The organism is Pseudomonas sp. P7759 (assembly GCF_013386445.1).
GTDB classification, from domain to species: domain Bacteria; phylum Pseudomonadota; class Gammaproteobacteria; order Pseudomonadales; family Pseudomonadaceae; genus Aquipseudomonas; species Aquipseudomonas azotoformans_A.
Map to the genome: position 1 here is coordinate 1 of NZ_JACART010000162.1, position 320 is coordinate 320.

At 68.8% G+C, this 320-nt stretch carries 1 protein-coding gene; it reads right to left on the bottom strand.

Going from position 1 to position 320, the window contains the following annotated elements; translation table 11 throughout:
* Positions 1 to 51 precede the first annotated feature (51 nt).
* The coding region (locus HX823_RS31805) for a Xaa-Pro peptidase family protein (protein ID WP_177078620.1) at positions 52 to 320 on the bottom strand (269 nt) is incomplete at its 5' end.

Genomic DNA, 320 nt, shown 5'->3' on the forward strand with positions numbered 1-320 from the left:
TCGCCGCCCCGACCAGACCGCCTCCAACCACCGCCCAGGATTGAGACGTCGTCACGCCGAGGCGGCCTCGCCAAAGGGGTCGTCCAGGCTGTGCGACGGCTGGGTGAACCAGACGGGCCCTGCCTCGCCCATGTAGAAATGGTCTTCCAGACGAACGCCGAACTGGCCCGGGATGACCAGCATGGGCTCGTTGGAGAAGCACATGCCGGGCTCAAGCGGCGTCGTGTCGCCGCGCACCAGATTGGGCGCCTCGTGGATATCCAGGCCGATGCCGTGGCCGGTGCGGTGCGGCCGTCCCGGAAGCTGGTAGTCCGGGCCGT